Source organism: Xenorhabdus griffiniae, from assembly GCF_037265215.1.
Lineage (GTDB): Bacteria > Pseudomonadota > Gammaproteobacteria > Enterobacterales > Enterobacteriaceae > Xenorhabdus > Xenorhabdus griffiniae.
Genome location: NZ_CP147737.1, coordinates 2693410 through 2716373, shown reverse-complemented (window position 1 = coordinate 2716373; position 22964 = coordinate 2693410). Strand labels below are relative to the sequence as shown.

Annotated in this window: 38 protein-coding genes; 25 read left to right on the top strand and 13 right to left on the bottom strand. The window is 46.3% G+C overall.

Annotated features, from left to right (window positions below):
- Positions 1–7: 7 nt before the first annotated feature.
- The 9 genes from WDV75_RS11735 to csrA all read right to left on the bottom strand — a co-directional run bounded on the left by WDV75_RS11735 (position 8) and on the right by csrA (position 3556).
- Positions 8–604, bottom strand: a complete 597-nt coding sequence (locus tag WDV75_RS11735) for a hypothetical protein (protein WP_273571016.1) — start codon at positions 602–604, stop codon at positions 8–10.
- Positions 604–1464: an ORF6N domain-containing protein gene (locus WDV75_RS11730; RefSeq protein WP_273571015.1), complete on the bottom strand. Its 861-nt coding sequence runs from the start codon at positions 1462–1464 to the stop codon at positions 604–606. The genes WDV75_RS11735 and WDV75_RS11730 overlap by 1 nt, the downstream gene beginning before the upstream one ends.
- Positions 1464–1652: a PerC family transcriptional regulator gene (locus WDV75_RS11725; RefSeq protein WP_273571014.1), complete on the bottom strand. Its 189-nt coding sequence runs from the start codon at positions 1650–1652 to the stop codon at positions 1464–1466. The genes WDV75_RS11730 and WDV75_RS11725 overlap by 1 nt, the downstream gene beginning before the upstream one ends.
- Complete coding sequence (locus WDV75_RS11720) at positions 1639–1920, bottom strand: ANR family transcriptional regulator (protein ID WP_273571013.1); 282 nt, start codon at positions 1918–1920, stop codon at positions 1639–1641. The genes WDV75_RS11725 and WDV75_RS11720 overlap by 14 nt, the downstream gene beginning before the upstream one ends.
- Positions 1917–2243: a hypothetical protein gene (locus WDV75_RS11715; protein ID WP_273571012.1), complete on the bottom strand. Its 327-nt coding sequence runs from the start codon at positions 2241–2243 to the stop codon at positions 1917–1919. Before WDV75_RS11715 ends, WDV75_RS11720 begins: the two co-directional genes overlap by 4 nt.
- Before the next feature lie 74 nt (positions 2244–2317).
- Positions 2318–2728, bottom strand: a complete 411-nt coding sequence (locus tag WDV75_RS11710) for a hypothetical protein (RefSeq protein WP_273571011.1) — start codon at positions 2726–2728, stop codon at positions 2318–2320.
- 56 nt (positions 2729–2784) lie between these two features.
- Positions 2785–3153, bottom strand: a complete 369-nt coding sequence (locus WDV75_RS11705) for a hypothetical protein (protein ID WP_273571010.1) — start codon at positions 3151–3153, stop codon at positions 2785–2787.
- A gap of 12 nt (positions 3154–3165) precedes the next feature.
- The gene (locus WDV75_RS11700; protein ID WP_273571009.1) at positions 3166–3375 is read right to left on the bottom strand and encodes a hypothetical protein; all 210 of its coding nucleotides are present in this window, start codon (positions 3373–3375) and stop codon (positions 3166–3168) included.
- Position 3376: 1 nt separating this feature from the next.
- Entirely contained in the window at positions 3377–3556 is a 180-nt protein-coding gene (csrA, locus tag WDV75_RS11695) for a carbon storage regulator CsrA (protein WP_273571008.1), read from the bottom strand.
- Between the two features lie 102 nt (positions 3557–3658).
- On the opposite strand from csrA, the gene WDV75_RS22140 reads away from it, so the two are divergent.
- Positions 3659–4120, top strand: a complete 462-nt coding sequence (locus WDV75_RS22140) for an ECs1072 family phage-associated protein (RefSeq protein ID WP_420497549.1) — start codon at positions 3659–3661, stop codon at positions 4118–4120.
- Between the two features lie 251 nt (positions 4121–4371).
- On the opposite strand, the gene WDV75_RS22135 is transcribed toward WDV75_RS22140, so the two are convergent.
- Together WDV75_RS22135 and WDV75_RS11685 are read right to left on the bottom strand one after the other, a co-directional pair.
- Positions 4372–4563, bottom strand: a complete 192-nt coding sequence (locus WDV75_RS22135; RefSeq protein ID WP_420497548.1) for a host cell division inhibitor Icd-like protein — start codon at positions 4561–4563, stop codon at positions 4372–4374.
- 146 nt (positions 4564–4709) lie between these two features.
- Positions 4710–5423, bottom strand: coding sequence for an XRE family transcriptional regulator (locus WDV75_RS11685; RefSeq protein WP_273571006.1), 714 nt, complete (start codon positions 5421–5423; stop codon positions 4710–4712).
- Between the two features lie 151 nt (positions 5424–5574).
- Here WDV75_RS11685 and WDV75_RS11680 point away from each other — a divergent pair, with 151 nt between their 5' ends.
- From WDV75_RS11680 to WDV75_RS11650, 7 genes are all read left to right on the top strand, one after another.
- Complete coding sequence (locus tag WDV75_RS11680) at positions 5575–5808, top strand: transcriptional regulator (RefSeq protein WP_420497547.1); 234 nt, start codon at positions 5575–5577, stop codon at positions 5806–5808.
- Positions 5805–6092: a hypothetical protein gene (locus WDV75_RS11675; protein ID WP_273571005.1), complete on the top strand. Its 288-nt coding sequence runs from the start codon at positions 5805–5807 to the stop codon at positions 6090–6092. Before WDV75_RS11680 ends, WDV75_RS11675 begins: the two co-directional genes overlap by 4 nt.
- 230 nt (positions 6093–6322) lie before the next feature.
- Positions 6323–6700 (top strand): hypothetical protein, encoded by a 378-nt coding sequence (locus WDV75_RS11670; protein WP_273571004.1) that lies wholly within the window; start codon positions 6323–6325, stop codon positions 6698–6700.
- 229 nt (positions 6701–6929) lie between these two features.
- Positions 6930–8549, top strand: coding sequence for a DEAD/DEAH box helicase (locus WDV75_RS11665; RefSeq protein ID WP_273571055.1), 1620 nt, complete (start codon positions 6930–6932; stop codon positions 8547–8549).
- Positions 8546–9523: a DUF7146 domain-containing protein gene (locus tag WDV75_RS11660; RefSeq protein ID WP_273571003.1), complete on the top strand. Its 978-nt coding sequence runs from the start codon at positions 8546–8548 to the stop codon at positions 9521–9523. Before WDV75_RS11665 ends, WDV75_RS11660 begins: the two co-directional genes overlap by 4 nt.
- Positions 9523–9927, top strand: a complete 405-nt coding sequence (locus WDV75_RS11655; RefSeq protein ID WP_273571002.1) for an antiterminator Q family protein — start codon at positions 9523–9525, stop codon at positions 9925–9927. Before WDV75_RS11660 ends, WDV75_RS11655 begins: the two co-directional genes overlap by 1 nt.
- A gap of 223 nt (positions 9928–10150) precedes the next feature.
- The gene (locus WDV75_RS11650; RefSeq protein ID WP_273571001.1) at positions 10151–10552 is read left to right on the top strand and encodes a type II toxin-antitoxin system PemK/MazF family toxin; all 402 of its coding nucleotides are present in this window, start codon (positions 10151–10153) and stop codon (positions 10550–10552) included.
- Between the two features lie 556 nt (positions 10553–11108).
- Here WDV75_RS11650 and WDV75_RS11645 read toward each other — a convergent pair.
- Positions 11109–11666, bottom strand: a complete 558-nt coding sequence (locus WDV75_RS11645) for a hypothetical protein (RefSeq protein WP_273572392.1) — start codon at positions 11664–11666, stop codon at positions 11109–11111.
- A 23-nt stretch (positions 11667–11689) separates the two neighbouring features.
- On the opposite strand from WDV75_RS11645, the gene WDV75_RS11640 reads away from it, so the two are divergent.
- The 13 genes from WDV75_RS11640 (at position 11690) to WDV75_RS11580 (ending at position 19383) form a co-directional block, all read left to right on the top strand.
- Positions 11690–12019, top strand: a complete 330-nt coding sequence (locus tag WDV75_RS11640) for a hypothetical protein (RefSeq protein WP_273572391.1) — start codon at positions 11690–11692, stop codon at positions 12017–12019.
- A 319-nt stretch (positions 12020–12338) separates the two neighbouring features.
- Positions 12339–12647, top strand: coding sequence for a phage holin family protein (locus WDV75_RS11635; RefSeq protein WP_338859848.1), 309 nt, complete (start codon positions 12339–12341; stop codon positions 12645–12647).
- The gene (locus WDV75_RS11630) at positions 12644–12871 is read left to right on the top strand and encodes a hypothetical protein (protein WP_273559952.1); all 228 of its coding nucleotides are present in this window, start codon (positions 12644–12646) and stop codon (positions 12869–12871) included. The genes WDV75_RS11635 and WDV75_RS11630 overlap by 4 nt, the downstream gene beginning before the upstream one ends.
- Complete coding sequence (locus tag WDV75_RS11625) at positions 12871–13272, top strand: structural protein (RefSeq protein ID WP_273559950.1); 402 nt, start codon at positions 12871–12873, stop codon at positions 13270–13272. Before WDV75_RS11630 ends, WDV75_RS11625 begins: the two co-directional genes overlap by 1 nt.
- A gap of 11 nt (positions 13273–13283) precedes the next feature.
- The gene (locus WDV75_RS11620; RefSeq protein WP_273559948.1) at positions 13284–13505 is read left to right on the top strand and encodes a hypothetical protein; all 222 of its coding nucleotides are present in this window, start codon (positions 13284–13286) and stop codon (positions 13503–13505) included.
- Positions 13502–13975, top strand: coding sequence for a lysis protein (locus WDV75_RS11615; RefSeq protein ID WP_273559946.1), 474 nt, complete (start codon positions 13502–13504; stop codon positions 13973–13975). The genes WDV75_RS11620 and WDV75_RS11615 overlap by 4 nt, the downstream gene beginning before the upstream one ends.
- Positions 13972–14295 (top strand): hypothetical protein, encoded by a 324-nt coding sequence (locus WDV75_RS11610; RefSeq protein ID WP_273559944.1) that lies wholly within the window; start codon positions 13972–13974, stop codon positions 14293–14295. Before WDV75_RS11615 ends, WDV75_RS11610 begins: the two co-directional genes overlap by 4 nt.
- A 312-nt stretch (positions 14296–14607) precedes the next feature.
- Positions 14608–15375, top strand: a complete 768-nt coding sequence (locus tag WDV75_RS11605; protein ID WP_273559942.1) for a KilA-N domain-containing protein — start codon at positions 14608–14610, stop codon at positions 15373–15375.
- 250 nt (positions 15376–15625) lie between these two features.
- The gene (locus WDV75_RS11600; RefSeq protein ID WP_273559940.1) at positions 15626–15916 is read left to right on the top strand and encodes a hypothetical protein; all 291 of its coding nucleotides are present in this window, start codon (positions 15626–15628) and stop codon (positions 15914–15916) included.
- Between the two features lie 4 nt (positions 15917–15920).
- Positions 15921–16277, top strand: a complete 357-nt coding sequence (locus WDV75_RS11595; RefSeq protein ID WP_273559938.1) for an HNH endonuclease — start codon at positions 15921–15923, stop codon at positions 16275–16277.
- A gap of 16 nt (positions 16278–16293) precedes the next feature.
- Entirely contained in the window at positions 16294–16959 is a 666-nt protein-coding gene (locus WDV75_RS11590; protein WP_273559936.1) for an HNH endonuclease, read from the top strand.
- 227 nt (positions 16960–17186) lie between these two features.
- Positions 17187–17648: a phage terminase small subunit P27 family gene (locus WDV75_RS11585; protein WP_273559934.1), complete on the top strand. Its 462-nt coding sequence runs from the start codon at positions 17187–17189 to the stop codon at positions 17646–17648.
- A 1-nt stretch (position 17649) separates the two neighbouring features.
- On the top strand, positions 17650–19383 hold the full coding sequence (locus WDV75_RS11580) for a terminase large subunit (RefSeq protein WP_273559932.1): 1734 nt from the start codon (positions 17650–17652) through the stop codon (positions 19381–19383).
- Positions 19384–19388: 5 nt separating this feature from the next.
- Here the strand turns inward: WDV75_RS11580 and WDV75_RS11575 are convergent, their stop codons facing one another.
- Complete coding sequence (locus tag WDV75_RS11575; protein WP_338861223.1) at positions 19389–19532, bottom strand: hypothetical protein; 144 nt, start codon at positions 19530–19532, stop codon at positions 19389–19391.
- On the opposite strand from WDV75_RS11575, the gene WDV75_RS11570 reads away from it, so the two are divergent.
- The 4 genes from WDV75_RS11570 (at position 19531) to WDV75_RS11555 (ending at position 22959) form a co-directional block, all read left to right on the top strand.
- Positions 19531–20757: a phage portal protein gene (locus tag WDV75_RS11570; protein WP_273559928.1), complete on the top strand. Its 1227-nt coding sequence runs from the start codon at positions 19531–19533 to the stop codon at positions 20755–20757. The two genes, WDV75_RS11575 and WDV75_RS11570, sit on opposite strands and share 2 nt — an antisense overlap.
- On the top strand, positions 20750–21349 hold the full coding sequence (locus tag WDV75_RS11565; RefSeq protein WP_273559959.1) for an HK97 family phage prohead protease: 600 nt from the start codon (positions 20750–20752) through the stop codon (positions 21347–21349). Before WDV75_RS11570 ends, WDV75_RS11565 begins: the two co-directional genes overlap by 8 nt.
- 9 nt (positions 21350–21358) lie before the next feature.
- A complete protein-coding gene (locus WDV75_RS11560; protein ID WP_273559926.1) occupies positions 21359–22573 on the top strand; it encodes a phage major capsid protein in 1215 nt (404 codons plus the stop codon).
- Between the two features lie 83 nt (positions 22574–22656).
- Positions 22657–22959 carry a head-tail connector protein gene (locus WDV75_RS11555; RefSeq protein ID WP_273559924.1) on the top strand — a complete coding sequence of 101 codons (303 nt, stop codon included), beginning with the start codon at positions 22657–22659 and terminating at the stop codon, positions 22957–22959.
- Positions 22960–22964 lie beyond the last annotated feature (5 nt).

Below are 22964 nucleotides of genomic sequence, written 5' to 3'. Positions count from 1 at the left end.
CCTCCTCTCAATGAAAGATCGGCATAGAGTCAAACTCACCAGACTCGACCGCTTCGATTAAGCTATCGTGCAGGATAGAAAGTCCCTCACGCCCTTTCTCGGATAACCAGTTACCTTCCTCTGGCTGCTTATTAACGAAATCCATGTACATTTTTACCGCTATGTCCGCCCCCTCTTCGTTACCGAACTGCTCAAAGGCGAACCCCTCAACATGGGTTGCCAGCATCAGGCGCTCTGCTAGTGGGTATACCGTGATTGCGGATACACCATTAATATAAATAGCGGCGGTATCAGTGCCGCCCTGACCGTTATCAACCTCACGGGTGCCGTTTCTGTCTATTTGCTCCCGGATAAATGAGGCTGAGACAATCCACCGCCATAGCATCACACTCTGTTCGCTGGTGGGCTTATAAAAGCCTGCTTTCCAGCCATGAGAAATCGCTAGTACCAAATCAAAACCCAGCAATAAATCGCGGTCATACTGACCCGCGTCTAATGATTTCAGTGCCTCTACATAACCTACGATTTCAGTATTCGCCGCCTCAGTGATGACAATCACGCCATACTTGCCGTAATCAAATGCTGTTTTAGTGTGTTTGCTCATTACTTGCCCTCCGGTGTATAAACTGCTTTATCGTGTTGGTATTCGCCGTTCCAGCTCTTCTTCATGGGAAGTTCGCCTTTCATGTACAGGGCATACAGGCGATGGCAACCTTTCTCCAGCAACACAGCGGTGCGGGTGATAAAGGGATCTTGTCCATGAGGCTTTATTTCGTTTTCGTCTTCGGTGAGATAGCGATCACGGGCGTATGAAGCGACACGCCAGCGCGGCTTTTTCTCCGGGTCTTTTTGTTCGTTGTAGAGCCAGTTGCGCTCCATTGCCCACCACATGATTTTGGTGGTATTCACACCATTCAAACCCTTACAGAAAGCGGGAATGGTCATGCCTTTGGTAAAGTGCTTTTCCAGACTGTCCACGGTGGCACTCAGGGTTTTATTTTCACCCTCAAGGCGCTCGACGTTTTCGGCATACACAGACAGCATTGAACGTAGCTTCGCGGGATTACTGAGTAGCTCAGCTTCCGTTGTGATACTGTCGCGACGAGTGAAGTAGAACTCAGTCAGATCGTCAAAGTAGTTCCATGCTTGGTCTGTTTCTAACATCTTGGAGTGGTTCGCTGCGCCGCGTTCTGTCCACAACCTGAGACTACGCGCACGTTTACCAACTGAGTTACTTAAAGATACCCAGTTCTTCATGTCTCGAAGTTCATCACCTTCGATATCAAAGTAGTGTTTACCTTCAATGAAGCGATCTTGATTTCGATGATAGTTAACCTTGATATTGTTAACATCAACACCATAACCCGCCGCTAACTGTTCAGTAGTCACAACACGCTGGCCGCGATACTCAACAATCTGTAATTCTTTAGCTGACACTGGTACTAATTCATTTTTCTTAGTCATTACAACCCCTCCTGTATTTTGATTTGCGCTTTCCGAACACAGCGCAGATTATTTTTGATACATTCCTGTTCTTGTTTTTTGTCTTGAGATAATGAAAGTGCATTACCCCATTTATTGGCAGCGCGGCGAAACAAACCTTTCAATTCCAAACTCCGTGCTAATTCTTTTGCCTGTTCATATGCAGTCATTATTCACCACCTGTTTTTTCATGTGCCGTTTTAATGCCGCGGCCATGCGCCGGTTTTCTTTTTGGCTTCTTAATGCAGCGCTATGACTATGATGTAATGAATGTCTTTTTTCATTATTCTCTTGGCGATATTCAGCCCATAATTGGTTCTTTAAATTGGTGGCTAAATACCTTGCCTTTCCCCAATATTCGGCTGCCAGATCGTACTTTTCTTCTTTTTCCATCTGAATAGCTGTATCAGCAAAATATAAATAGGTTTTCTTTGTCATGTTATTGGCTCCGTTTTCTTAGCGATCAGTTTTAGAATTTCATTCATAAACCCATTGCCTTCTGCGGTTAAATTTCCGTGCTTGTTGTAAAAGCTGTCATATGTATTTATAAGTTCATGTAATTTATGTTGGTGTTCGTCCAGTTCATCTTCAAAGAACTTAATTAAAGCGAGAGTCAATATTTCCTCATCTAAGTCCAGCCTACAATTAGTTCCATTCACTTTAACTATGACAGAATGGCAACCGTGTTTCTTTTGTAATGCGCCGAGTTTGGCGTTAATAAATGCTTTTCGCTTTCTTTCAAGCAAAGTTAATCCTGTCATTCTATATTCTCCGTTTTTGGAGTAAGCGATTCCCCAGCGATGGCACTGTAATTAAATTTGGTTTGTTGTTTTTATTATTCTAATTCGGCTATTTGTATTTCTAACTCAGATATCTTTTCATGTAATGAGTTAATTTCATTTATTGCTTTTGAATACTTTTTCTGTAGGGCTATTCTTTCCCGTTCTCGCCTGACATCGGCTTTCAGTTCTTCCAGTACCTGAGCGTGACGTACTATAAACTCAGGACGCATTTTGCCAAACATCAGTTTAGTCGTTCCGTCTTCCTGCTTAACCTCTTTTAAAGGATAGTTGCTTTGTCTGCATTCATCATCAAACTGTTCTTGCGCACGAACATAAGCTAATTTATTCAATGCACCGCTCTCAGTCAGATAGGCTTTGTTAGCACCACGAACGACATAGACTTCACGTGTTTCAATAGTAATATCTTGGTCTGTTGCGACTTCGATAGGTTTTAGGGTTGTCATTGGTTATTTTCCTTATAATTTATAATTGTGTTAATTACAGAAACGGATATTATTTATTAATATTCTACTCCTCTGACTCGTGCTATTTCTTTGTCTATATTACAGACCGCAATCAATGCAATACTAAGTAATTGTGCACCGGTCAGACTTTTATCCGTATCAATTAATAAAGAAACATACGTTCTTAGATTTTCTATTTCACTCGCAACACCTTCCAATTCATTGAATGCCTGATTATCTGACATGATATAATCTTTATTAATGTCTCTTAACCGCTGAGCTAAATCACAAGTCTGACGATGCACACCACGGCACATTAAATAAGTATCCGGTTCCGCTTCATTTTGAGTTGCAGTCATTACTGGAACTATTGACGCCTCAATTTCTTCTGCAATTTCGACGGCTGCTTGTAGGCTGTTTGACATATTCCACCCTGATTATTTATTGAAGTTATTGTTTAATGCATTCAGGTCACGATACTGACACATTGACAATCTATGCGTGGCTCGTAACTTTAAAAGAACATCGGTATCTATATCTTCCTCAGATAATTTTAATAATGGTGCTAATAAAGCCTGCATTTCTTCATTAATTTCCAATGCATTCTCTAAATAAGATTTATCACCAACTGATATTTTTGTTTTCATATCATTCTGTCTCATTATATTCTTGCTGAATACGTTGATATATTTCCTCACGGTGTACAGGAGTATCTTTTGGTGCTTTAACACCTATTTTAATTTGATTACCGTTGATGCCTAATATTACAACTTCGATATCATCACCTATGATGATTTTCTCTTGTCGGCGACGGGTTAGAATTAACATTTTTGTCTCCTTGATCAAATTATGCTGATTCACCTTTTTATTTTACCTTTTGGGTGGTGGTACTCTTGGTAGCCCCTACAACAACCAAGAAGGTATTTATTTATGTCTGTTTATTCGAACTTATTTATAGAGATTCAAAAAGCTATTTTCCCTTCGTATGGCGCCAGCTACACCAGCCAAAACATAATTTCCAAAGGTGATCCTGATAGCGCCAGAATACATTCTTATTTAATTTTATTGCTTGAAATAGTTAGCTATGAATACCGAAAACAGCATGCAACAATATTTGAGCCGCTAAGAGGTGATAAGGCTCTTAAACATTTACTGTTTACTCGGTATCAAGTTTCTCTTCGGGAACTGGAAACCAATCCGCTCGAATGGATTGTCTTTGCTCTTCTGAAAGACCTTGTCCCGGAAAATCTACCTCAGAAAGCCCAAAACTACGTAAATAGTTTAAAGCTGAACAAAGACGCATCTGGCATTGATTGGAATCTAAAAATAAATTGGATTCTTGGCTCAGGTGAACAGACTCTGAAAAAGGCTGATGAGTCACAAGAGAATTAATTTCAAGCTCCAATGAATCGACTGTTTTCGATATAATGCAAAGTGCTCTTTCACGGCGATTAAGTGCATTAATTTCATTTTGAAGCCACGCAATAAGTTCATAAAGATTTAAGTTAGCAGCATAAATAAAAGGCTTATCGCCACAGGGTAGCGATTGCTGCCCTTTAATTTGGTTATTGTTTATCTCAGTCACCAAAGTATTATTGATATTAGTTACTGATTTTTTCATTTTTATACCCTCAAAATTAATATTATTTATCTTGGTTACAATTAACTATTTGTCCCATCCATCCGTAAATGACATATACGGGGGCTAACAACCTTTTTGCTTCTTGTTCATCGCGCGCTTGAGCTTTAACGCATATAGGGCGTGTTTGCTCTGTGTTGGCTCGCTCAATTGCAGCGAATAAATAAAGCTTTGTGTTAGTGCATATTCTGGTCATTTTGCAATCCTTGATTTATGGATTAGGTCATAATGCGTTCTGCGGTTAATATTACCTAGGTATTTAAGCGTGTCAATGAAATTTTTTAAAATTACCAAGGAAATAACTCAGGGCATAAAAAAGCCCAGAGATATCTGGGCTTCGCATTAATAAATAGAAGTAACAATAAATATACTGCCTAAAATTTCCACGCTCTCTAGTTCGGCTTCTTCATCAGGATATTTGTCAGGCTGATAACTTCTAATCCTTATTTTTGAGGGGCTTATCCTATCAAGAACTCTGATTCTCTTCCAGCCATCTTGATTTATTGCGTACATACTTCCATCATAAATTATTTTTTTACGAGTGTTAATTGTAACCAGTGAGCCATCTTTTATGGCTGGAGACATAGAGTCTCCACGGAATGGAAAACATATCAAATTAACACTTCCAGGGTATAGTTTAGCCTCATCAAATAATGACTTTGGCATTATCTTGAATGGCTCATCTTCGTTTACTCCAGTATAACTACCATCACCATTGACGAATTCAATTCCGTTAAGAAATGGAACTTCAACATCGTGGTATTTCATGTTTCTTTGTCTTTCTATCTTGCGCTCATGCTCAATAGCTTGCTTCTCTCTCTCTTCCACGGTGCTGGGATCTGGAGTCATTTCACCGGCACCCCACTGAAGCCATTTAGGGTCAACATCAAGTGACAGGGCTATTGCTAGTAATCCCTTGCTTGATTTCGCTTTCCCTGAGACCAATTTATTAATTGCCCCTTGAGATAAATTGGCTTGTTTTGCTAATTCAGCTTGAGTTACTCCTGCTCGCGATATCGCTAATTGCAGTCTCTTAGCTAGGGTGTCTGTAGTCATATCCTCCTCCCCATAGTAATTATTAAAATCATTTTAATACCAAGTGATTAAAACATCAACAAACTTAGAGCTTGAATAAAAAATGCCTAGGTTTTAATATTTACTTTGGTTTTAATATTTACTATGGTATTAAAAAAGAAGGTGAATGAGAATGACTATAGGACTTGGAGCAGTAAGAAAAGCTGTTTCTTTATTTGGTAGCCAATCTGGGCTAGCTAGAAAAATTGGAGTTACACAGGGTGCTGTTTGGAAATGGGTGAATGGGTTAAAGAAAATATCACCAGAGAATGTGGTGCTTATTGTCGAGGCAACTAACGGCGCAGTTCAAGCCCATGAGCTACGCCCTGATCTGCCTAAAGTCTTCCCGCCACCTGAGAGGGAATGATGTTTCCTGATTACACCAAAGTGACCATGCCATCGCATTTTTACCCTGACGATGGCGCATGGATACAGGAGATGTTAGGGAAATTACGAGTGAGTACACGGGCGAAGATAACCGCCAAATATTCAGCAGTGTATCAGGCGGAGTGGGATAACGAACCGATGCCATACCGCAAAGATAACACAGCACGACGGGCGGCCAATATCCGGCTCAGGGAATTTGTCACGAAGTATGAGCGAGCCGCACAGGGTTATACCGAGAAGCCGTTGAAGGTGGTTAACCAGTAATTAATTTTGGAGTTTACATGTATCACTTAACTAGTACATCAATAGAGAAGAGAACCAGGAGGGGGGTAAGGGGGGAGGTTTGGAGAGCTGAGACAGGTAAAGCACAGCCAAGTGAGTAATAGATTAAATAGAACTTATTAAGAGTACATAGGTTAAGTAGATCTCGATCTTAAGGGCATATCAGAAAAAATCACCGTACTACCGAAGTGATACAACCGGAGGAAACAAAAATGAGCATTGAGCTGAAAGCAAAATTAATCACCTTACTGGAAGAGCAATTTTTCACCACTACCGACATGCAGAACTTTGAAGCGGTACTCACCGCAAAGATCCGTGAACGCGGTTGGTTCCTGCAAAAGAACTTCACCGTAACCGGATTAAGCGATGGGCGTAATGGGCGAGTCGATTACATGGTGACCACGCGAGCGGGTGAAAAATGCGCTATCGAGGCGGACAATCGCTCTCCTCGTCAGCGTTCACTGTTGAAATTGAGCGAGCTGCCCGTTGGTGTATCCGGCTTCGCGCTGCTCAAAGATGGCAAGCAACCTTTGCGTTATCGCGTGAACGGCGTTGATGTGATCCGTGCTACCCCGTTCAGGGATCAGTAAGGGCTGAGAAGCCGCAGAAGTGAGGAAAGGTTGTGCTCTGGCAGTGGACATTATTCAAGTGAGGGTATCAATGTTAAATCAGAATGGAAATGCAGAGGGATGCAAGAAACCGAACAGCCAACCTTTGGCGAGTACAACTGTTCAGGTTCTTGCGGTCGGTAATACAGATGCGATTACCTGCACAAATTATCGCATGGGAACCGGGGAAAATAAACAAAGGGGTAACATTATGCTGAACATTACCCCTAACTTTGCACAGGAACGCGCTTTACACATGCTGCGTCAGGACTGGAAAAGCTTTAACTCTTTCATGGTCTACGCACCCACAGGCGCAGGTAAGACTGGATTATCCGCATTTATCACACAGGGTTTTGTATCAAAAGGGATGAAGGTCATGATGATCTGTCCATTTACCATCCTGATAAACCAGACTGCCCAGCGCTTTATCGAGTATGGGTTACCGGAAGATGAAATCGCTTACATCTGGCGTGATCACCCCAATCAAGATTCGTCTAAGCTAATTCAAATTGCGTCAGCAGACACGCTAATTCGCCGTGAGTTTCCCGAAGATATCGATCTGCTGGTGATTGATGAAGCGCACCTGAAACGCAAGAAGATACTGGACGCAATTACGCGGCTGACTAGCGAAACGGACTGTAAGGTTATCGGATTATCGGGCACGCCGTTCTCGCCATTCCTTGGGTTTTACTACCAGCGGCTGATTAAGCCGACCACGATAAAAGAGTTAATCCAGCGGGGTGATCTGAGTCGTTATGAGTTTTATGCCCCGACAAAACCGGATTTAACCGGGGTGAAATCCACTCAAAGTGCTGAGCACGGCAGTGACTACAGGGAAGATGAGATCGCCGAAATCATGTGCGGGGCTGATTTGGTGGGGGATGTGGTCAGTAGCTGGCTTAAGCTGGGTGAGAACCAGCCCACGATTTGCTTTTGTGTCAATGTCAGCCATGCCAATTTTATCACGGTCGAATTCAATCGCGCTGGTGTTAACGCGGAAGTCATGACCGCCAGTACGCCGCACGAAGAACGAGATCTGATTGTCCATCGGTTTGAGCAGGGTGCAACGAAAATCATCGTCAATGTGGGTGTGCTGGTGGCGGGTTTTGACAGTGATGTGCGGTGCATTATCTACGCCCGACCTACCAAGTCAGAAATTCGCTGGCTCCAAACAATCGGCAGAGGCCTGCGTACTGCCAAAGGTAAGGACAGGTGCATCATTCTTGATCACTCCGGCACGGTTCATCGCCTCGGTTACCCCGATGATATCGAGTATGACGAGCTACCCAATAAAAACGATGGCATGAAAACCCGTGATAGCTACCGTGAGCAGGAGAAACGCGAGAAGTTAGCTAAAGAATGCCCCTCCTGTCATTACATGAAACCCGCGGGCGTTTATGCCTGCCCGAAATGCGACTTTAAGCCATTGTCAGGTGAGGATATTGAGGTCGATACCAGTCGTACCATCCAAAAACTCAGCAAGAAAGAGCGTGTTTACACCCAGGCGGAAAAGCAGAGTTTCTACTCGCAATTGAAGTATTACCAGAACCAACGGGCTTCACAGGGTAAGACGTTCAGTGATGGCTGGGTAGCCAATACGTTTAAGGAAAAGTTCGGTGTCTGGCCTCGCGGTTTTCATGATACCCCACAGGAACTGACTCCCGAAGTGAACAACTTTATCAAGCATAAGCAAATTGCGTGGGCGAAGTCCCGCAAGAAAGCCGAGCAAGCACCGGTTAAAGAACAGCTCTCACTCGAACCTGACGTGATCCAGCACCGTCTCAGCGATATCCGAGAGCGCTTTGGTCTGCCACAGGGAGAAACACAATGAACCGAATCAAAACTGCTGATGCCGTGATAGGTCGCTGGCCTGAAATCTTTACCTACTACCAATTACCGCCTGTAACCGGCAAGCGTCATTTTAAAGGGAATTGCCCGATATGTGAGCGGAAAGGCAGCTTTCGGATTGATGACAGGGAGGGCAGAGGGACGTTCATTTGTACCTGCAATGCCGGGGATGGCTGGAAGCTACTCACACTGACGCAGGGGAAAGACTACAAGACACTGGCGGACGAGATTGATCTGCTGCTGGGTATCCAATCGGACAAACGCAGCACAGCGAAAAAAGAGACCAATATCACCGGATTCAGAAACAGAGTCACAGCCTGTTATGCCAATTTATCCCATCTCAGAGGCACACAGGGTGAGGCTTATTTGCGTAACCGGGGTATTCATGTTCTGCCTGCTGATAACGTGAAATATTGCGCTGAACAGCCTGTCCGTAACGGAACACTGCAAGCGATATGGGCACTGGCTACCGATTCAAAAGGGCTGGCGTGTTATCTGCACCGGACGTATTTAGATGGGGATCGGAAAGCCGCGCTAGAGGTGACGAAAAAAATGAACTCACTGCAAGAAGAGAGCTATTTAGCCCATGCCCAATCAGTGGCTATTCGTCTGTTTCCGGTGGATTCGACACTGGGGATTGCCGAAGGCATCGAGACCGCGCTTTCCTGTAAGCAAATTTACGGCGTAAACACATGGTCAACCATGAACGCCGGATATATGGCGAAATTTATTGCTCCACAGGGCGTGAAACACCTCATTGTTTTTGCAGATAACGACTGGAGCGCCACAGGTCATGCTGCCGCGATGGAGTGCGCCCGCAAGAATTTACAGGCGAATAACGACGTTGAAAAAGTCAGCGTTCGTTGGCCGGACGCCGGGGATTTTAATGACCTGCTCCAGAACGGGGATCAGGCCAGAGAGTTGGAATTTATAAGAAAGACAGCGGAGACAGCATAATGCGTGATATTCAGATGGTATTGGAACGCTGGGGTGGATGGGCAGCAAGCGGAAATAGCAGCATTAATTATTCACCTATCGCGGCAGGCTTCAAAGGCTTATTGCCTTACACATCAAAATCAAGACCTTCTTGCTGTGATAATGACGGTATTGCTGTAGATAGCGCTGTAGGTCAATTAAGAAAATCAGGTCGGACAGATGAATTCGAGTTAATTGAATTGCATTACATTCACGACATTTCTAAGTCAGACATAGCCAGAAAGAAAAAATGTTCTGAAGGAAAGATACGGCAAAATCTGATGGTCGCAGAAACTTTTGTGGAAGCCTGTTTAATTATGGCTGGCGTTACTCTGGAAATGGACGCTTGGACACATAAAGTGACACCAACAGAAAAAGTAGCATAAAGACTTTTCGTAACGAAATTTACACGCTATTGTGATAAGAGTGATAGCAATGTCACACCGCTTATTGAATTTTCAGACCTCGCACTCGCGGGGTTTTTTGTTTTCTGGGGGCAGTGAATCCAACCCACCGGAAAGACCGAATAACGCAACCTACCGTTTAGACGTGAAAACATACAATGTTTGATGTAATATCACCCTATTGTTGACTAACCAGATATGAGCAATGGGATTAAAATATCAACCGAAGGTAGGTTCTGTTCTTATGTGTGATTTTAAGGGATTAATTGTTCCTGAAATTGTGAAAATAAGGCCAGTTGTTGTGATAGCCAGGCATAGGCGAAACAATAAACTAGTTACCGTCGTGCCAGTAAGCACAACCGAGCCTATGCCGGTATTTGATTATCACTATGAGTTATCAGAAAACCCTATTCCAGAAAATGAACAGATTAGGTGTTGGGTAAAATGCGATATGATTATGACCGTATCCACGGAAAGGCTTGATAGAATCAAGGTACGAACATGGCAAGGACGAAATTACATAGATCCGCGGCTATCTAACGATGAGATGGGACAAATAAAGAACGCCGTCCTTCATGGGATAGGAATGTCTCATCTGGTGAAATAAATTGACATTCTGGCGTTATTGTTCGATAATACCCATGAACCCTTATGGGACTTGTAAGACTTCCGTGATGGAAGCTAGGTGCGGAAAACGGCAATGACAAGCTTACTGCACCTATTGAATACCAAATGAACCCTGCCTATTGGCGGGGTTTTTTGCTATCTACAACGGTAAGGTGCCTTTTGATAACACTTGTTATCCTTGCTTGGCATGGAGAAGGCATCTTAACCCTTGTGGAGAATGCCAAGGCTGATTGGCTGCTTAGATACTGTGTGCTTAACTGCTACCTGAAAGACTGACCTATATTCACTTATCGTGTGCGGGATGGTATGACTTGGTGCCTCATGTCGGAGATCAGTGCCGACCTCCACAACCAGCAGTTAATTTAGAGTTTACAACTCAACTCCTGAAGAATTTGCAGTAGTTCAAACCCCGATATCGGAATTCCGGCATCGGAACAAATTCAATCGGTTATAAATTCAAGGCTGCGCATAGCCTTTTTTTAATTTGTAACTAACCACCTTGATAAGGTGCATCGTGGTGGTCAGTTGTTAAGAAGTTAATTTTCTACTGGCGGGGAAACGCGTCTAATTAGCGAAAAATAAGCAATAACCAGTTTCATTTGTTTAGGGATTGCTGGATCTTGAAATTTAAAGGTGAATGGCTTTGCGTTTTCTGAGCCATAGAATTTTATGCCTTCTTCTTCTAAATTTATCCCCGCTTGATAATCGGGGATGCTCTTGATTAGATTCGTAATAGTTGTTAACTGTTTATCAGGGATATCAGATTGTAACAACTTATGCGCAAATTGATTCCTTATTTGGTTGAGTTGCTCGAATGCGTCATATGCTTTACGTGGAAGCCCTAGCCTCTGAGCGAGTCTGGATTTATGCTCAAATGACATTCTAAATTTAACATTCTCTGTATTGTCGGGTTTTTCGGCAAACAGATCTTCAATACCTAAGTGAGCGCAAATGTAGGCTTCTAAGAAACTTTCACATGTTAAATGCAATGTTAAAACCGTCACTAACGGCGTGCTGTTCTCACATATTGTCATTATTGACTGGGATGTATCATCATTTTGCGCAAAAAGCCGTTTAAATATAGCTATATTCATAAAGAGTCCTCATGGGGGAATGTATGGAACTACATCATAAGAAGATTATTATTCACGACAGCACTGGCACGCCAAAAGTGATAATAGGTGATCTTTCATGCGTTCCTTCAAAGTCAAATCAGGTATTGGATATTAGCGCAGAAAAACAGAACGTTAATACTTCTGCTACCAATGAATGTCCAATAGGTAGAGAATGGTCACACCACGATGGACCTATTATTGAAATTTGGGGCTCTTTAACGTCTGAGCAGCAGCAAGCTATAAAACAAGTTATTACAAACTACCAAGATGAAATCTTTTCACTCGAATGCCAGCTGGCAGAAGGTGACTGGTATTACGGTAATTCCGATTAGTTCAAATCCCGGGATGGGAAATTACATAACGTAATAAATTCATACAGTTAAGGCTGCGCATGGTGTGGCCTTTTTAATTTTTTGGTCGCCAACTACCAGAGTGTTGGGTGCGTTGCGGATTTTACATATTCCAGCCGACCGCAAACGTTCACATAGGCAGGATCACAATTTAACATCTGAAATCATGCAGAGTTATACCTGCTACCAGTACGCATTACGTATCTACAGCCCTCAATTCTGGGGGCACTCTATTCACAACAACTCACAGGGGTAACCATCGTTCACCCCACGGACGCCCATTGTTCTAATGGGGTGGAATATGCGTATGCCAAATAAAGACCCAAGCAGCTTTGAGCTATCTCAATGGCTGATACTTTTGCTGCTTTCTGCATGGGGCGGGATAGTCCGCTACATCATTGATATAAAAACCAGCAACGCCCGCTGGAGTTGGTTTGGGGCATTTGCTCAGGTCATTGTTTCAGGATTTACCGGACTGATAGGGGGCTTTATCAGTTTGGAGGCGGGGCTGAGCTTATACATGACATTCGCCAGTGCAGGTATGTGCGGGGCAATGGGCAGTATCGCCCTCACGTATTTCTGGAACCGACTGACAGGTGCTCACAGATGATTAAGGAAATATACGGTGTGAAGATATTTCCGCTGGTTGTAATGTTTTATCAAATTCGCCGTTGGTGGGTGCTGCGTGTATGGCGGAAATATTGGCATTCAGATCAATATGTTCGTAAGCAAGTCCGTTATTCCAAGAGGTTAAGTGATGAATTCAGCTTTGAAAGAAGTTATCGACTTCTTAAGTTATTTATAAGAACCAACCAAAAAAGAGGGATTATCTAATGACGAGAGGCATTCGTAACAACAATCCCGGCAACATTGACTACAACAAAGCGAATAAGTGGCAAGGTCTATTATCCCATGACCCTAAGATTGAATCTCGGTTCTGTCGGTTCGAGTCGCCAGAATATGGCATCCGAGCACTGATGAAGTTGTTGTGTAATTATCACAAAGGTGGACATAACAGCGTATCCAAGATTATCAATCGCTGGGCACCTTCCAATGAGAACAATACTACGGCTTACATTAATGGTGTTGCTAAGGCGCTTAATGTTGATCCGTTCGACAAGATTGAAGTCAATAAATCCACGCTGATTGCTTTGTCCAAGTCTATTATTCGGCACGAGAACGGCCAACAGCCTTATTCCGATGATGTTTTTACACGGGCGTTTGAGATGTTATGAGGGATTGAGCGATGAACATAATTATTCTGGTTCCCGTAATTTATTTTATCGGTGTTATTGCGGCATTCATTATTTTTGCATTGATAGGAAAACGAAATGGCAATCCAGAATCGTTTGGATTCATTTTGTTGTTTTCATTTCTGTGGCCGATAGGGGTTATTTTGACACCGATTGTTTTTGGACTCTATTTATTAGGTGAGAAATATAACCAATTTGTTGGTAGGCAGTCATGAAATGGCAATTGAAATTTGGCGCTGTGATTATAGGTATCGCGCTGATTGGTTATGCTGCACACTCCGTCTATTCGGTATATGCAGAAAACGGTCGGCTGGTGAGTGAAAATGAATCACTGACCACCAAACTATCTGAACAACTCGCCATCAACGCCACCCAGCAAGCGCGAATCCAGCAACTCCACGAGCTGGACACCAAACACACTCAGGAACTCGCCCATGCCAAGACTGAAATCGATACTTTGCGCGCTGATGTTGCCGCTGGTCGTCGCAAGTTGCGCATCAAAGCCGCCTGCCCCGTGTCTGAAACCGTTACCTCCAGCAGCGTGGGCGCTACAACCGCCGTCGAACTCACTGGAGAAACTGGATCAACTGTTCTCGATATCCGAGAAGGCATTATCAGCGACCGGGCAAAACTGAGCTATTTGCAGGATTACATTAAAACTGAATGTTATAAGGTGACGAAATGAGAACGGTCGTTGACTTGATTTACTTTGAGAAAGATCGGGAAGAGCGAACTCAACTCAGTAAATACTATGTATCACACAACAACTTAGAAACAGTTCTTGACCAAATACTTTTCATCAACAAAGACGAATTCGGTCGATATATCGCAAGAATGGAATTTGCTGATTTTCCTAAACTGAAATCAGAGAAAGAGGCGGCACTAAAACTGGCTGATTGGATGCGCCGCATGAGTGAAGCGATAGAAAATCACTGGCAGGATAATTCGCCGCATCCAGAGGTAGACTCTCTTGCTCAGGATGCATTGCCACTTCAGAACAAATGATACTGGGGTGGTGGGAGTATGTTAGGACGCATTTAGTGAGCCTCTGAGTAATTAGGGGCTTTTTTATTCCCGTCCCCATTCACTGAGTGGCTACAGAAATAACCCATGCTGCCACCCGTTCCCACCGCGTACCCAACGCATACGGGCTGGCGGCATTTTTTGTTTTCACTGCGCACTCACAGCGCCATTCTTTCAACGTCGAATCCAATCACTTTGATATGAGCCTTCGAGGAAGTCAGTTATAGCTGGCGAGCTTCGACGGGCTGATTTCCTATGTGAACGAGGGTTCATTTCAAATGTAGGTAATACGTTATGAGTAACATCATTCCATTGGAGTATGACGGTCACCCTATTTGGTTTAATGAAGAGGGATGGATCAATGCCACGGACGTGGCAGCTAAGTTTGGTAAGATCCCGAACGAGTGGGTTCGCCTGCCTGAAACCATCGCTTATATTCAAGCACTTGAGCGTAGATACGGGAAAATCCCGTATGTAAAAACCAGTCGTGCAAGAAAAGATAGAGGAGGTGGGACATGGCTTCATCCCAAATTAGCTGTCCTTTTTGCCCGCTGGTTATCAATTGATTTTGCTATCTGGTGTGATGAACAAATAGATACCTTGATCCATGGCAGCCAACCTACATTCACTGACCAGCGTATCAATGCCCTCTTTCTTCTTGATAAGCCTGTTACATGGGAAAAGCAGTTTCAGCAGCCTTTCTATCAGGCGCTCAGTCGTATGTCAGGATTGCCCTATCACGGTCATGTCGGTGGTACGCCATCCTTATTTGGCATGATTACATCCAAATGGGTGTATCAGGTGGTGTTGCCTGACTCGGTATATGTAGAGGCAAGAGAAGCAGCCAAAGGTAGTGGAGACAAGATCCATCAATATCTTAAGCCAGAAGCTAAGAAACTGGTACAAGAGCAACTGAAAGCGGTCACGATATTGGCCAACGGCTGCGTGGATTACAAAGACTTTGAGGCACGCTGCGTTCAGTCATTTGGCAAATCAGGCGAGCAAGGTATGTTGATCTTACCGGTAGAGCGGGAATTCAGCTATTCAGCGGTCAGGCATTAAGCCAAAGTGTGAAAAAGCACTTTAATTGATATTACCGAGGCCGGCACTTTGGCGCACCACTCAGCAATTATTTTCGCTCAGTTCCAATCGGCGAAATATTTCGCTCATCTCAATTATACAAAATACTGCAAATCACCCGTTTTCAGGTGCTTGATAGAATTTTGTATAGGTTTCTGGCTGGTGTGGTCTCAAAATTTGTCGGGGTTATATCAACCCTGCTAGTTATTTATTCTGATTTATGGGGAACACAATGTCACAGAGTACACTCACTATCGATATCAAATACAACACTGAGTCATTAAACCAATTGGAGTCACAGCTAGAACATATCGCTGAACTGATGGAGCGTATTCAGGGGCGGAATGACAATGAGGTGGAAAAGTTAGTCGGTTTTGCAGGCAAGATTTTTGTGAAGTCAGCCACTGACCCCGCAAAGATAAATCAAGCCCATGACAACCACCTCCGCCAGATAGTGCGCGAAGAGATACGCCAGTTCGTTGTCCGTGAGAGCGAGCGCGGCGGATTGTTTTCGAGGTGGTGACACTATGCCTCCTCGTATTCCGAGAGCCTGCCGTAAGCGTGGCTGTCCCAAGACCACTACCGACCGCAGCGGCTACTGTCCTGACCATCTGCACACTGGCTGGCAATCTCACCAACAGGGCAAGAGCCGTCACCAGCGCGGCTATGGTAGCAAATGGGACAAGTTACGGGAAAGGATTCTTAGGCGAGATAAATATCTGTGTCAGACGTGCTTACGAAGTGGTCGGGCGGTAGAAGCCAAGACCGTTGACCATATTATCCCCAAGGCACATGGGGGAACTGATACAGATAGCAATCTATCTTCGATTTGCCATAGCTGCCATAAATTCAAAACAGCCCACGAACGTCTAAAGCGATTCTAAATAATGAGAGGTGAATGTGACTGGATCAATTGATGCAGAGCGCTTACACGTCTGTAATAAACCTGTGATGAATATTTGTCAGGTTGAAGGTTGTGACTTAAAAGTGCGTTCTCGCAATAGTCCTTATTGTGAAAAACACTACATGAGAATGCGTCTACACGGCTCTACAGAAAAACGCTCAACATTAAAGCAGGGCAAACTGAAGCACTCAGGTGGTTATTTATTGATTTATGCTCCTGATCATCCGCTGAAGAGAAAAAGTTGCAGGATTTACGAGCACCGCGCTGTTTACTATCAGCATCATGGTGATGGTCCATTTCGCTGCCATTGGTGTGAGTCTGTTGTGACATGGGATGATATGCATGTGGATCATCTTGATGATTGCAAAACAAATAATAGCCCAGAAAATCTCGTAGCCAGTTGTCCGACCTGTAACCAAAAAAGAGGGCATCATAAGACAGCGCGTGCTATGCGGCTACGCTCACACAGGCGATACACTGCTCATGGTAAAACGATGTGTTTAAATGAATGGGCTGGATACCTAGGCTTATCATTTGCAAGTTTGCAGTGGAGGTTAGATAGGGGCTGGCCAATAGAGAAAGTATTTAGCCCAAGAATAGGCAAGAGCGGACCGTCCAGCAGAAGAAAACTAAAAGCATACAGTGATCAACTTCACATTTAGTTGCAATGCATCATTATCACATCAGCAGTCACAGGCTGATTAATGCTGCGATGATTTAATTTTCGATCGAAATCATTGCTGACGTCATGGTCACATCAGGGGAGGGGAGGTCAAATAGCTACCACTTTCACCCTTAAGGACCGCCGCCTTACCTCTTTTCAGATCGCCGCGAAATGCAAACCTTTTTTTGGGGTGCCCCAACTGCACCAGTTTACAGGAGAAATCACATGGCAGGACGACCGCTAACCCCGACTCACCTGCGTTTGGTGAGGGGTAACCCATCAAAACGGCCAATTAACGCCCATGAACCGATGCCGGAAAAAGGGGTGCCTAATGTTCCTAAGCATTTTGGGAAAATGGGGCGGTATTGGCATGAACGGATCGCACAGGAACTGGATAAAGTCGGCGTACTCACCAGCCTTGACGCCAAAGCGCTTGAGTTGCTGATCGAGGCCTACGTCGAATACCGGACGCATTGCGAGACATTGGAGAACGAGGGTTACACCTACCGAACCGATCAGGGGTTGATTAAAGCGCATCCCGCCGCAGGCATGAAAGCCGATGCGTGGAAACGCATTCACACTATGCTCAGTGCATTCGGCATGTCGCCCTCCAGTCGGACAAAGGTCAATATGGCAGGGGAAGACAAGGCCGATCCGCTGGCGGAACTGTTACAAATGAGAGATTAACATGGCAAAAGTCGCCGATGGCATTCGCTACGCCGAACGGGTCGTGGCGGATGAGATTGTATCCGGTGAGCTGGTGAAGCTTGCCTGTCAGCGGTTCCTAAATGACCTGAAAACAGGCGAAGCACGAGACATCATATTCAGTGAAGCCCGCGCCCAGCATATCCTGAACTTTTACAAATTCGTGCCACACGTCAAAGGCGCACTGGCAGGCAAACCCATTGAACTGATGGACTGGCATGTCTTTATTCTGATTAACCTGTTTGGCTTTGTGCGTCCGTTAGTGGATGAAGCGACTGGGGAAGTGGTGCTGCGCAATGACGGCAGTGGCCGGCCGGTGATGGTTCGCCGTTTTCGTACCGCCTATAACGAAGTGGCGCGTAAAAATGCCAAATCCACACTGTCGTCCGGTATCGGGTTGTATATGACGGGCGCCGACAGTGAGGGCGGGGCGGAAGTCTATTCGGCGGCCACCACCCGTGATCAGGCGCGCATTGTGTTTGAAGATGCGAAAAACATGATCAAGCAGGCCAAACCGACATTAGGCAGGTTGTTTGAATTTAACAAGCTGGCAATTTATCAGGAACAATCCGCATCCAAGTTTGAACCGTTGTCCAGCGATGCTAATAACCTCGACGGTCTCAATATTCACTGTGGCATTGTCGATGAGCTGCATGCACACAAGACCCGCGATGTTTGGGACGTACTGGAAACTGCCACGGGTGCGCGTCTGCAATCCCTGCTGTTTGGGATCACCACGGCCGGCTTTAACAAGGAAGGCATTTGTTATGAGCTACGTGACTATGCGGTCAAGGTGCTGCGTGGTCAGGTGCCGGATGACACTTTTTTCGGCCTGATTTACACGCTGGATAAAGAGGACGACCCGTTTGATGAGACCGTGTGGCAGAAAGCCAATCCCGGTCTGGGGATTTGCAAACGCTGGGATGACTTACGGCGGCTAGCGAAAAAGGCCAAAGAACAAGTGTCAGCACGGCATAACTTCTTTACCAAACACATGAACTTGTGGGTGACGGCCGAATCCGCGTGGATGGATATGCTCAAATGGGACGACTGCGAACCGCTGGCACCCCCGCATGAGCTGAAAACCTACCCGATGTGGGTGGGCGTGGATTTGGCGAACAAGATTGATATCTGTGCGGCTGTGAAAGTGTGGCAGGGCAATAACGGGCATGTGCATGCTGATTTTCGCTTCTGGTTACCGGAAGGCCGGCTGGAACGTTGCTCACGGCAGATGGCGGAACTGTACCGCAAGTGGGCTGAATTAGGAGTGCTCACCCTGACGGACGGTGAAGTTGTTGATCATGCACAAATAAAAGAAGAGCTGTTGATTTGGATAAGCGGGGAAAATCTGAAAGAGCTGGGTTTTGATCCGTGGAGTGCAGTCCAGTTCAGCTTAGCCTTAGCGGAAGAAGGTATTCCTTTAGTCGAGGTCGCCCAGACGGTACGCAACCTGTCCGAATCCATGAAATCATTGGAAGCGGCCGTGTACAGCGGTAAATTTCACCATAACGCCCACCCGGTGATGAACTGGATGATGAGTAACGTGACTGTCAAACCGGACAAGAACGACAATATCTTCCCCAACAAATCCACGCCCGAGTCCAAAATCGACGGTCCTGTTGCCCTGTTTACTGCCCTGAGCCGATTACTGGTGAACGGGGGGGACGAACCCGACTTTCTCTCTAACCTCGATCCCGATGATCTGTTAATGCTATGAAAAATTTACTGATTGATATCACTGCCCTGACGGGTGTCGGGGCGGTGCTGGCGGGCTGTTACCTGAAATACGGGTTGGCCAATACCCTGATTATCGGCGGTAGCCTGTTGATCGTCTACGCGCTGGCGGTTGCCCGCAGGAGGCCCCATGCTACTTGATGCGCTGTTTCGCAGTGAACCGCTGGAAAATCCGCAAATACCGCTGACTGCGGAGTCGGCAGAGAGCGACGGGCTATTCCGTGCCGATGTCTATGTCAGCCCGGAAACGTCAATGAAACTGGCCGCCGTGTATGCCTGTATCTATGTATTGTCCTCGTCGGTCGCCCAGATGCCATTACATGTGATGCGCAAGACGGGGCAGTCGGTAGACATGGCGCGTGATCATCCGGTGTTCTACCTGATACACGATGAGCCGAACCTCTGGCAGACCAGTTATAAATGGCGGGAGCTGAAACAGCGCCATATTCTCGGCTGGGGGAATGGTTACTCGTGGGTAAAACGTAACCGCCGCGGGGAAGTGACCACGATTGAGGCCTGTATGCCGTGGGAAACCACGTTACTCAACACGGGCGGGCGCTATACCTACGGGGTGTATAACGAAGACGGCAGCTTTGCGATTAGCCCTGACGATATGATCCACATTCGCGCCCTGGGCAATAACCGGAAAGTGGGTTTAAGCCCTATCCTGCAACATGCGGAAACGATCGGCATGGGGATGAGCGGGCAGAAGTACACTACTGCTTTTTTTGGCGGTAATGCCCGTCCTGCCGGGATTGTCTCCGTGAAAGGAGAAATCAATGATAAGGGCTGGGAACGGCTTAAACTGATGTGGCGTAAAGCGGCGGCGGCCCTGCGCAGTGAAGAAAACAAGACCATGCTGCTGCCTGCCGAGCTGGATTACAAAGCCCTGACCGTCTCGCCGGTGGATGCGCAGCTGATTGACATGATGAAACTCAACCGCTCTATGATAGCGGGGTTGTTCAACGTACCCGCCCATATGATTAACGATTTAGAGAAGGCAACTTTTTCTAATATCGGCAATCAGGCGATTGAGTTTGTTCGCCATACCGTGATGCCGTGGGTAGTGAATTGGGAGCAGGAGCTGAACCGCCGGTTATTTACCCGACAGGAGCGCATGGCCGGTTTTTATGTCCGCTTTAATCTGGCGGGATTACTGCGCGGCACCCCACAGGAGCGCGCTCAGTTCTACCATTTTGCTATCACCGATGGCTGGATGAGCCGCAATGAAGCCCGCGCATTTGAAGACATGAACCCGGTTGAGGGACTGGACGAGATGTTGGTCAGTGTCAATGCTGCTAATCCGGTCAATAACACCCCCCTTAAACCTGAACAAGAGGATAAACCCGATGAGTGACAGAGAAATGCGCTGTTACCCCGGTGAGGTGCGGACGGAAACACAGGAGAACCAGCCGACGCGCATTGTCGGTTACGGCTCGGTGTTTAACAGTCGCTCTGAACCGCTCTGGGGCTTTCGTGAAATTATCAAGCCGGGCGCGTTTGATGACGTGTTGAATGATGATGTGCGCGGGCTGTTTAACCATGACCCTAACTTTATTCTGGGGCGCAGCACCGCCGGCACCTTGTCGCTCTCGGTAGATGAACGCGGACTGCAATATGGCATTCAGGCGCCGGATACCCAGACTATCCGTGATCTGGTGCTGGCTCCTATGCAACGGGGTGATATTACTCAGTCCAGCTTCGCTTTCCGTGTCGCGCGTGATGGCGAACACTGGTACGAAGATGAAGAAGGAATTGTTATCCGGGAAATTAGCCGCTTCTCTCGTTTGTATGACGTGAGTCCGGTCACCTATCCGGCGTATCAGGAGGCGGACTCTGCCGTCCGCTCGTTGACCGCGTGGCAAGAAGCTCGCGCCAGTGGCGATTTAACCAAAGCTATCAATCAAAAACAGGCGCGTGAGCGCATTCTGACTTTACTGAATATTTAGGACGTGATCATGAAATTACATGAACTGAAACAACGCCGTAACACCATCGCTACTGAAATGCGCGCCCTGCATGACACCATCGGGGATACCGTATGGACTGACGAACAGCGCACCGAATGGAACAAAGCCAAAACGGAGCTGGATACTCTCAACGAGCAAATCCAGCGTGAGGAATCGTTGCGCAGTTTGGATCAGCAACTGGTGGACAACACCGAACCCGAGCAGCGTCAGCAGCCGGAAACGGAGCAACAGGAGCGCCGGGCGGCGGCGTTTGATAAATTCCTGCGCCACGGCCTGGGGGAAATGACGACGGAAGAGCGTCAGGCCCTGCGTGAATTACGGGCACAGGGGACGACCCCGGATGAGAAAGGTGGCTACACCGTCCCGACTCAGATGTTAAACAAAGTCGTTGAAGCCATGAAAGCTTACGGCGGGATTGCCAGTGTAGCGCAGATTCTCAGTACTTCCACCGGGCAGACCATCGAGTGGGCGACCGCGGATGGCACCACGGAAGAGGGCGAGCTGTTGGGCGAAAACACGGCGGCCAGTGAAGAAGACACCGCGTTCGGCACCGAATCTCTGGGGGCGAAGAAACTGTCCTCCAAAATTATTCGGGTATCCAATGAGCTGTTGCAGGATTCCGGTATTGATATGGAAGCCTATCTGGCAAAACGCATCGCCCAGCGCATCGGCCGCGGTGAAGCCCGGTATCTGGTGAAAGGCACCGGCACAGGCAGCCCGCAACAACCCAAGGGGTTGGAAACGTCCGTGACCGGCACCGTGGACGCGGCGGCCAAGTTTAGCTGGAAAGACATGAACACCCTGAAACACGCGATTGACCCGGCCTACCGTAATGTCGGAACTTTCCGCTGGGCGTTCAATGACAGCACGCTGAAACTCATCACTGAGATGGAAGATGCACAGGGGCGCCCGCTGTGGTTACCGGAAATTGCCGGTGTCGTGCCCTCAACGGTGCTGGGTGTGCCATATGTGATTGATCAAGCGATTGCGGATATGGGCGCGGGTAAGAAATTCATCTACTGCGGGGATTTTAACCGCTTTATCGTGCGCCGTGTGGCTTACATGACGTTGAAACGGTTGGTTGAGCGTTATGCCGAGTACGATCAGGTCGCCTTTTTGGCCTTCCACCGCTTTGACTGCATTCTGGAAGACACGGCCGCGATTAAAGCGCTGGTCGGCAAGGGCACTGCTTCTGCGGGTTAATCCGCTGTTATTCGCACTGATGCCGCATTAGCGGTTTTTTTGTGCCTGCGATTCTGTCAGGGTCGCGGGCAGGAGCTGAACTTATGCCATTACCGACATTGGAAAAACTCCGGCAGCAATGCCGGATTGATGGGGGTCATGACCTTGACGATGATTTGCTGCTGACCTATCGGGGGGCAGCAAAGAAGCGGGCAGAAAATTACCTCAACCGGACGTTGTATGAAGATGAAATACCAGAAATCGATCCGGATGGCTTAATGATTTCTGATGATATTGAACTGGCGATTATGCTGACTGTGGGGTACTGGTATGAAAACCGTGAAGCTCAGTCCCTACCCACCGGCTTTAAAGCCTTACTGGAGCCTTATCGCTTTATTCCGCTATAGGAGAT